Source organism: Microvirga mediterraneensis (assembly GCF_013520865.1).
Classification (GTDB): Bacteria; Pseudomonadota; Alphaproteobacteria; order Rhizobiales; family Beijerinckiaceae; genus Microvirga; species Microvirga mediterraneensis.
In genome coordinates this window covers 2,604,375-2,613,348 of record NZ_JACDXJ010000001.1, presented here as the reverse complement: position 1 = coordinate 2,613,348, position 8,974 = coordinate 2,604,375, and the positions used below count along the sequence as shown (strand labels likewise).

Sequence of the window (8,974 nt, the reverse complement as noted above, 5' to 3'; positions counted from 1 at the left end):
TTAAGGCCCCACCTTTCGGGGCAGGACCGTCTCAGCAATGGCCCGCTCGGCAATGGTCCGAACGGCGTCGCCCGACCGCTTGGAGCCCGATGAACTGCCGAGCCAGTAGTTGATCACCTGCGTCATGGCCGCCCCGAGGACGCCGAGCAGGATGTTGGCGACGGTCGCCTGTCGTTCGTCCAGGGCGAGAGGCAGGGATAGGACAAGGTACAGAGCACCGACGAACATCACCGTGACCAGGATCGAGACGAGCGGCGCTCCCCAGGAGATCGCCGGGCCGGTTTGCGCCAGGGGGATCGCCTGCTGCCGGGCGTATTGCGCGTCCTGGAGTTCCAGACGGAAGACCTCAAGGGCGGGCCTGGCCTGCTCGACAAAGACTTCGGCAAGCTTCGGAGCCGCCTGGATTTGGGCCTGTGCCGCCTTCGGGTCATCTGTCCCAAACACAACCTTGGCGACATCGGCGACCTTGCCGGCTGCGGCGCCCGCCCTGTCGCCGGCGAACATGCCGATCAACTCGGGAGCGTATTGAAGGAGCAAGCCAATGATCGGTGACATCATGCCTTCTTTCCGAAACGGGCTTCCAGGAGGCCTTTGAGGGCAGCAAAAAGCCCGCCTGAAGTGGCGGGCTGGGAGACGGGGACCGGAGCAGGGTCGATGCCGGGAGGGGGGGGCGCTGGAGCGCGTTCAGAGCCGGGTGGTGGTGGCACTGGAGCAGGAGCGGCGGGCGCTGTGATCATGGCGAGCGCTTGCTGCTCTACCCCCACAATTCGCGAACGCCAGCCCTTGCCAAAGACCGGCCAGGTCGGAAGTGAGGAGAGGAACTCAAACCGAGACTTGGTCAGCTTCCGGACGAGATCGGCTGGCTGTCCAGCTCGCACCGCCGCCAGGGTCTGAGGGCCAATCACCCCATCGGCCTTGGTCCCAACCAAGGCCTGAAGATGCTTTGCAGCTCGCGCAGGACCCGAGAGCACAGCAAAGTCGAAGACTGCATAATCCAGGCCGGCTGGCAGATCATCGCCCTTCACTACATTCCAGTAGTTGGCTCGGTAGATAGCACCGGCCTCCTCTACGGTGAGGGCTTTGACCTCTGCCTTGGAGACCCTGCGCCCTCGCCAAGCACTTAGGGTTGTCAGCGTGATCCCTCGGTTGGTGGCGCCGCCCGGATCCTTCGGATGATCGACGTACCCGCCTTCGTGCTTGAGGACGAGCGAAAGCGCCCGCCCGAATGTCTCGGTGGTCATGATGTCCTCGTGATGTGGGGAGGGTTTAGGCGTTCGGGGCTAGGATCTCGGCGGCCCGTTCAACGCCGTATGCCTGTTCGGCAGCAGCAACGAGATCCGGCCAGAACTCATCATCCGGTGACAGATACTCAGCCGCGTCGAAGATCGCCTGTAGCCGCGGTGGGAAGCCGCCCCTGATCTGCAGATAAGCCTCATACTCGGCATCCGTCATCTTGCGGAACATGGGAGCCTTGTAGATACGGCTCGGAGGAGCCTGCGGCGGGGGCGGCTCATATGAGACAACCTCGCCGTCTACGAACCTGCGCTGTCCCTGATGGTCGATGAACTCGCGCCACTGCTCGTTAGTGATCTCGATCGCATCTGCCGGGATGGCATCGCCATGGATGCTCTGATCATAGAACCCCAGCGGGAGCCCGTTCTCGTCAAAGACCGCTTTTTTGCTCATCATCAATATCCCAGCGAAAACCAGACCACAGGAATATTGCCCTGGACAGTGAGCGAACCGCCGTTCAGGAGATTTCGACCTCTTATGTCAAACCCCGTCGTTGTAAGGCCGCTTGTGGAAATCCCAATAAACTGTGAGGGGTCGACACTATAGGTCTGGTTCATAAACACACCCAAGCATGAAGTTGGGAAAGCCATCGGAAGGGTCACGCGATAGTCGCTCGCCGCATTTAAGGACGCGCCCCATTGGAAAACCAAGCCGCCCAGCCAGGTAGGGAGTGCAATGTAACCATTAACTCCAAGGCTAATCGCAAAGCCGGCTCGCAGTTTTTTGGGAGTGACGGCGCGCACATCGTCTGTGCCGGCATTCGTTTCGGCTTGGGTGGCGATCTCGATAACACCCGTCGCGGCCTCACTCGCGCTACCGATGACCGTCTTGACCTGTGCGGGCGTCAGGTCCTCGGGATCGCCCGTTCCTGCCGTGACACGCCCCTTGATCGTGTTGACAGCCATATTGGCCAGCAACGTGTTGTCTATGCTGTCGACACTCACCGGCGGGCCAGCTGGGCCGCGAATGTCTACGGCGTTTGCGATCGCCGCCACCAAGCCCGTTGCGCCGATATAGCCCCCGGTTGCAGGCTTAGTCCCTGCCCCACCGGCCCAATCAGCAACCTGCAGCACGCGCCGGGTGCTGTCAGTCACGACAGCCAGGACAGGGGACCAACCCTTGTCACCTTGGACACCCTGAATACCCTGGATGCCTTGGATACCCGGATCGCCCTTTAGGCCCTGAATACCCTGGATGCCTTGAAGCCCCTGAGGGCCAGTCAGATTATCGCGGAAGGTCCAGGCGGCGTCGGCTGTCTTCTCGTAGACATCGCCAGTGGCAATGTTCAGATACCAATCACCGACACGGTAAGAGGCCGCGCTCGGCGCCCCGTTCCCCGAGTACCAAAGACTTCCCTGAATGCCCTGGATCCCCTGAGGGCCAGGCAGTCCAGGCGTGAACTTAAGTTTGACAGAGGATGGACCACGCGGGCGGATCTGGACGCGCATTAGAAATTCCCCTCACCGATGGTGACCGTGCCGTCGAAGACTTGAACCAGTTGACCGTTTACGATCCGGCGCACCCGGCAGCCATGCTCATAGGTGCCGCGTCCCATGGGGCGGGCGGCACTGAAAACGACGCTCCCGTTATCGATCGAGATACCGTTCCCTTGGGTCAGGAGCAGGCGCGCCCCGCCTCTCTCCTTGAGGGAGTATTCGATTTCATAATCGGCGAAGGGAAAGGCTGTGCCGTCCGAGTTCTCGAACGGGAGTGCGAAGAGGAACGTCTCGTCGTCCGTACCGGTGACGTTCACCTCATAGGGGGCTGTATTGGCCATGGAGGCTCCATAGAAAGCCGCCAGGTGATGCGGCCTATACTTTGGGTTGAGTCGTTTTCTTCCCGGGAACTGCTAATGTTCCGGCCTCACCTGGGAGGCTGATATGAAGATCGTTGGTATTCTGATCGGGGCGGCAACTCTGCTCGCTTCAACGTCCGCTTTTGCGAAGTGCGACCGCTACGGCAACTGCTACTATGGCTCGGGCGGCTACAGCAGCGGCTATAACTCCAACACGGGGAGCTCTTGGAATTCCCGCAGCTCTGGCAGCACGACCTACGGGACGGACAGCAGCGGCAATTCCTGGTCCTATAACCGCAATTCCGGCAACTACTACAACTATGGGACTGGTGAGACCCGTCATCGCGGCAATCGCTGGTAAGTCTTACGGGGAGGGTCATTGCACCCTCCCCAGCTCATAGGCATATTCTCTGAATGAGCCGCGAACCCATCTTCGACAAATGGCGCCTGCTTATGCTGGTGCTGTTCTTTGCCGTCCTCATCCCCTACGTGATGGGCGTGAGATGGGCGGTCGATGAGTTCGCGGGGGCAGGCCTTCGATATGGCGCCCTCGGCGCACTGATCGGTTTCTTCCTCGGAATGTGGTTCGAGCGCCGCTCTAACCGCCGAGATCCATCACCGATAGCGGACGAGCGCGAGCACCGCCAAACAGCAGATCCCGAGTTCTTTGTTCCAGAACGGGAGCGGCGGACTGAACGCCTGAACGACGGGTCTGAGCGTCGATAAGAGCCTGAACCACGTTATCCGCCTCAGCGCCGCGAGCCGTCAGCAGCGGCCCGACATCCCGAGCGAGATTGCTGATGCGCCGGCCTGCGTAAGCATCTCCAGCATATTCGCCCAAGCGTGAGAAGGCGTCACCGAAGCGCATATTAAGGGCATTTTTGACGATCCCGGCCCGGTCATCCGTCTTCTGCTGCTTCCGGAAGGGGTTATCCATGCGGCGGGAGGTGGCGCTGTTGCCAAGGGCCTGATTGGCCGTGGCCGCCATCTCCTGCTCTCCGGTCAGGGCGTTGATGAGGGCGCGGCCGTCCTCTTCACCGAGCGCCTGAAGGATCTTCCGCTCGTTCCAGTCGGAGTCGAGCAGCGTGCGGCCTTTCAGGGCGCCATTGCGAACCCGCCCCATGGCCTCATCAGCCGCGGCGCGCACGCCGAGGCGCAAAGCCTCTCGCCCGGCCTCTGACATATCGTTGATCTCTGCCGCGAGGAAATCCGGGTGGGTTCCGCTGCCGAAAATCTCGCGCCCGCGTTGGAAGGCCTCTAGCACTTCGGAGTTCCCCTGCCATGACTGCCGAGCCGCTGCGTAATCAGGGTTCATGGCGTCGAGTTGGCTCAGGAATGAACGGCGCACCTGGTCAAGTGCGCGGCCCTCTTCAGTCAGGCGCCCGAACTGGTTCCGAGAGCCCTCGACTAGAGCGTCAAGCCCTTTCTTGGCGACATTGAGCGTCCGCATGTTTGGCACCTGGCCAACGATGGGATCCCCGGCAGCATCAAAGTCCACGATGGCGTAGTCGTGCGGATTGAAGGGGCGACCTTCTGCCAGAGCCTCAAGACGCTGGATGCGTACGCCCTGCGCAAGGCCGCGCCGCATTATTGGATCGTCGATGAACTGTTGCAGGCGGTCGGTCCAGACTATCGGCCGATCAAGAGACTGCCTGTAAAGCGGGTCCGCCTCGGACGACCGCCTCGCGATGATGTCGTCGAGCGTCTGCCGCACGTCAGGGCGCGGACCAGCTGCTTCGTCGAATGCCGAGTTGATCCGATCCCCGGCGCGAGCATTGCGCCCCTGTAGAGCCTCCATGACCCCGGGTCGGGCCGGATTGTCGGATTGTGCGAGTTGCTCAGCCCGGAGACGGAGCGTCTCGGAGGTATCGGCGAGCATGCCCTCAGGACCGAGTGCCTGCCGCCGCGTCGCGAGTTCAGCGGGGGTCACGCCCTCTGCGGCTATATCCTCCAAGAGCAGGCGTTGTGCAGGGGATGCCGCCATGCGATCGCGGACAGCCGACACGCCAGCGCCGACACCACGGGCGAGAAGAGGCACAGCGCCGCCGATAGCTCCACCCGCGACCGCTCCGCCACCAGCGTCCCAAAGTCTATTCTCAAGCCCGCCCTCACCTTCGCCGAAGCCCCCGACAGCGCCATAAGCGGCACCCTCTACAGCCCCAGCGCCAACCATCTTCGGCAGGCTCTGCCCCGGCCGCATGAGCGTGGCGCCACCACGAGCAAGCTGACCGCCTGTCACCAGACCGCCCGCCACCTCGCCCACGCCAGTCATAACCGGGTGCTGCTCACGAGCGGCTTCCAGCTTTCCGCGCTCTCGGGCGAGATTGCGGCTATAGGCGTCGCTGATGCGATCCAGGCCCTTGCCGCTGTCCTCGCCTGTGATGGCGCCTTTGATGAGTTCTGCCGGGACCATGGCGCCCGCCATGATCTCGTCGCCGAAGCCGAGGGTCACGCCCTGCTGGATGCCGAGATTGCCAGCCTGGAGCGCTCCGACTTCTGGTTTGGCCGGCTTGCTGCCCCCAAGCGAGTTCAGCGCCTCCATGGCCGCATTCTCGTCGGGGGCGTCGATAACGTAGGCGCCGCCCTCGTGCGTGATCCTGAATTTAGCCATTACTGCAGCCTCTGGATGGTGACGCCCGGACGAACCTCACGCTTCTCGCCCGGATTGAGCGGCGAAAGCGCCGTTCGTCCGACGGGGGAACCGTTCATGGCCGCCGGGGCCGCCTGGAAGTCCTGCTCGGTGAAGAGCGGGTTCTGATCAGCCCAAGTGGCAGGTTCGTCTTCGAAGCCGACATCGAGGCGCCCGCCATTGTTCTTGGCGTAGTCTCGTGCGAGCTTCGCCACCGCATGCTGACGGTCCATCATCTTTTCAGTGATGGCGATCAGGAGGCGGTTGCCTTCCCTCGTGTTCGCCAGGTTCGGAGCGGTGGACTGGAGGAAGCCAACGTCCGAGTTCGACACGCCGGCGCCTAGTGAGCCGCCCAACTTGCCGAGCACGACATCATTGACGAGACTGCTGAATACCTCGGTCGGAGCCGTCGCCTTCGGATCGACAACGCCAAGAGAAGCAAGGAACTTCTTCGCGGTCAGCGCTCGCTCTCCGTTGAAGCCGGAATAGAAGTTCTCGTCCTCAGTAAGGCGCGCCATCAGGCGAAGAGTGTTCTTCGTTCCTGCAGCCGATCGACCTGCTTTCTGCAGGCTCGTCATGAGGTCGCTGTAGTCCTTGCCCTGGCCCTCGTCGTACTTGGTTTCGGCCTTGGGGAGTTCGACCTTCGTGCTGGCAGTTCCGGGCAGGCTCGCGGGTTTCCCATCCGGGCCGATCATGGCGCCTGTGTTTTCGGGAATACCGAATGCCTGCTTTTCCTGCGCGGTCATGGGACGATAGCCCGAAGGCAGGCCCTCAGGCGTGATATCCATGGCCGTCCGCGCGTTCTGATCCACAAGGACGACGCGCCCATTGATTACCTGCGTCGTGACGTTTGGCTTCCGGGCCTCATCGAACAGTTTGTACTCTCGATCCAATCGGGCTTGCAGGGTGCGACGTGCATTCTCCGACAGGTTCGGATTGGCCAAAGCCCTTTCGAGGTTGGCAATGCGCGGAGACTGAGCCGCTTCCTGCGCCTGGCCAGGGATGGCGAAGCCCTGAGCCTCCCGCGCGCCGGCTGCCGGAATATCGGCCTGTGCAACCTGCACCGGGCCCTGAGGTCCGTATCCAAGCCGGAAGAAGCGGTGATCGCCGATATCGCGGCCGGACCCGTTGTCCCAGGCAGGAGCAGAGCGGCCAAGAGCGGCCTGTGCCTTCGGTGCGTAGAAGTGATCCGCCCCGCCTGTGGGGTCAGCGCCACGCCCCGACAGAGCGTTTTGAGCGATCTCGGCAATCTGCTTGTATTCGGGCGAGTTCGGGTCAAGCGACTCCATGCGCGCACGGGCGGCCGGATCCGACCAAGGCTCGAACTGCCCCTTGGCGAGAACGACATCAGTCGGCGTCATGCCTGATTGCTGCGCCCGATTGGCGATGACGTTCGCGACGGCGGCTTGCCCGATGGCCCCTTGGTTGCCGGCCTCGCCATAGACCGTCCGAACGACCTTATCGAGGTCAGGCGCCGTGTTCTGGCCCATGGCGCGTTCCAGGCGCTGCACGTCCTCTTCCGTCTCTGCGACGTGAACACCGTTGTCGATGTTGGCGCGAGGCGTTCCGGTCGATGTGCTGTACGTGGGCGCGCCGCCGCCGATCAGCCGGTAGGCCTCACGGTCTGCCGCAGCCTGCGCTCCTCTCAGCTTCTCCTCCTGACCGAGCTTGAGGAAGCCAAGGCCGCCATTGAGCTCGCCAAGCGACAGAAGCGTCTTGCCGATGTCGTCATAGCTCCGCTCCCCCGTGCCGAGACTGGCGAGGGTCTGCCGGATCTGCTGCTTTTGCTCGTGCTCCTGGGCTTCGCGACGTGCCTTCAGAAAAGTATTCCCGAGGTTCGCGATAGGGCTGAAATCTAAGAGTGCTGGTCCGTAGTTTGCCATCGCGACCTCATTTAAATCTTGCGAACTCGCCGTGGTACTTCAGTGCCATAGCCTTGTATGCTTCGTGCGCCTGCTCGGGTGTGTCGTAGCGCCGGCTTTCAAAGCGACGGCCGTTGACCCTGATGTGTGCTTTGAACTTCTGGCGAGAGTGATCGAACTTGACGCCCTTGGGCCATTTCGCGGACTGCGCCTTGCAGTTTCGTTGGTTATCCGAACGCGAAGCGAGACGAAGATTGCTGATGCAATTGTTCAACGGGTTACCGTCCGCATGATCAATCAGACTGTCGCCAGGATCTTCCCCGTGATGCAGAGCCCATGCCACCCGATGGTAGCGATAGCCTTTGCCCTCAAACCGGATCTGCAAATAACCATTACCTGAATTGCAACCCGCGATTTTCCCAGCGTAGTGGGCATTCCAGTCTTTGCCCCGATCCTCCCGCCGACGCCAAACGATGACGCCTGTGTCGGGGAAGTATTCCAGTGCCCTCTTTAGTGCATCAACTGACGGGAGCGGCTTCGGAGCGCGGGATTGTTTGCTTGTCATTACGATAGTTTACTGGGAACTATACGTTGCGCAAGCAAAAGGTCCGTAGTTTGCCATATGCCGCTCTCCTTAAACGAACAGAGATTTGATGTTCTTGAGCCCGCCGCCACCGGCGAGGTTGGCGCCCAGGTTGAGAATGCTCATTCCCATGCCCCAGCGGTTGGCCGCTGCATTCTGGCCTGCCATCATGCCGCCCTGAAGGGCATCTGCCGTGGCCATGCCTGTGCTCTGCATGGTGCTGGCGCCGAGATCCGAGGCATGCTGATAGACGCCCGCCTTATCCCGGCCCTTCTGAACGAATAGGTTCCCACGGTCCTGCGTGATACCAGCCTGACGGCCTGTGGCGTCGTAGCCGAGCCCAACAACGCCATTGAGCCGGTCGAGATAGTCGTCATACTCAGCATCAGCCATGTGGCCGGCACGGTCCGAGATCGCCGCCATGGTGTTGCCGGAGCCAAGTGCGCCGATGGCTCCAGCCTTGCGGGCAACGGCGTCCGTCGCCTGGCCAACCTGCCATTCATACCCTGGGGACGCCCTGAAAGCGGCTGTGGCCCGATCACTGCCCTCCGCGCCGTTCATCCCGATCGCGTCGGAATACTGGCCCAGAGCTGCGATGCCCTGAGTCCTGTACGGCTCATAAAGGGCGAAGGCTTCCGAGTTCTTCTGGAAGGCGTCCTTGTAGCCGTTGGTCAGAGCCTCGATGCTGCGCTGCTCGCCACCTTTGATACGCCCGTCAAGCGTGGTCTGAAGGTCATTCAGATAGTTCGCGACCGCGACAGAGGCCCGCCTTCCAGACGACCCCGAGAACGGTGAAGCCATGATAGTCTCCT

Annotated in this window: 10 protein-coding genes; 1 reads left to right on the top strand and 9 read right to left on the bottom strand. The window is 61.9% G+C overall.

Annotated elements, in window-relative coordinates:
• From H0S73_RS12465 to H0S73_RS12445, 5 genes are read right to left on the bottom strand one after another with little or no spacing between them, the layout of a single operon-like run.
• On the bottom strand, positions 1 to 555 hold the full coding sequence (locus H0S73_RS12465; RefSeq protein WP_181052462.1) for a hypothetical protein: 555 nt from the start codon (positions 553 to 555) through the stop codon (positions 1 to 3).
• Positions 555 to 1,241: a glycoside hydrolase family 108 protein gene (locus H0S73_RS12460; protein ID WP_181052461.1), complete on the bottom strand. Its 687-nt coding sequence runs from the start codon at positions 1,239 to 1,241 to the stop codon at positions 555 to 557. The genes H0S73_RS12465 and H0S73_RS12460 overlap by 1 nt, the downstream gene beginning before the upstream one ends.
• 25 nt (positions 1,242 to 1,266) lie before the next feature.
• A complete protein-coding gene (locus H0S73_RS12455) occupies positions 1,267 to 1,686 on the bottom strand; it encodes a hypothetical protein (RefSeq protein WP_181052460.1) in 420 nt (139 codons plus the stop codon).
• A 2-nt stretch (positions 1,687 to 1,688) separates the two neighbouring features.
• Entirely contained in the window at positions 1,689 to 2,741 is a 1,053-nt protein-coding gene (locus H0S73_RS26100; RefSeq protein WP_181052459.1) for a gp53-like domain-containing protein, read from the bottom strand.
• The gene (locus H0S73_RS12445; RefSeq protein WP_181052458.1) at positions 2,741 to 3,070 is read right to left on the bottom strand and encodes a hypothetical protein; all 330 of its coding nucleotides are present in this window, start codon (positions 3,068 to 3,070) and stop codon (positions 2,741 to 2,743) included. The genes H0S73_RS26100 and H0S73_RS12445 overlap by 1 nt, the downstream gene beginning before the upstream one ends.
• A 103-nt stretch (positions 3,071 to 3,173) precedes the next feature.
• On the opposite strand from H0S73_RS12445, the gene H0S73_RS12440 reads away from it, so the two are divergent.
• Positions 3,174 to 3,449, top strand: a complete 276-nt coding sequence (locus tag H0S73_RS12440) for a hypothetical protein (protein WP_181052457.1) — start codon at positions 3,174 to 3,176, stop codon at positions 3,447 to 3,449.
• 237 nt (positions 3,450 to 3,686) lie between these two features.
• Here the strand turns inward: H0S73_RS12440 and H0S73_RS12435 are convergent, their stop codons facing one another.
• From H0S73_RS12435 to H0S73_RS12420, 4 genes are all read right to left on the bottom strand, one after another.
• Positions 3,687 to 5,699 carry a hypothetical protein gene (locus H0S73_RS12435; protein WP_181052456.1) on the bottom strand — a complete coding sequence of 671 codons (2,013 nt, stop codon included), beginning with the start codon at positions 5,697 to 5,699 and terminating at the stop codon, positions 3,687 to 3,689.
• Entirely contained in the window at positions 5,699 to 7,600 is a 1,902-nt protein-coding gene (locus H0S73_RS12430) for a cell wall hydrolase (RefSeq protein WP_181052455.1), read from the bottom strand. The genes H0S73_RS12435 and H0S73_RS12430 overlap by 1 nt, the downstream gene beginning before the upstream one ends.
• 7 nt (positions 7,601 to 7,607) lie before the next feature.
• Complete coding sequence (locus H0S73_RS12425) at positions 7,608 to 8,144, bottom strand: HNH endonuclease (RefSeq protein ID WP_181052454.1); 537 nt, start codon at positions 8,142 to 8,144, stop codon at positions 7,608 to 7,610.
• Positions 8,145 to 8,213: 69 nt separating this feature from the next.
• On the bottom strand, positions 8,214 to 8,963 hold the full coding sequence (locus H0S73_RS12420) for a hypothetical protein (protein WP_181052453.1): 750 nt from the start codon (positions 8,961 to 8,963) through the stop codon (positions 8,214 to 8,216).
• Between the last annotated feature and the right edge of the window lie 11 nt (positions 8,964 to 8,974).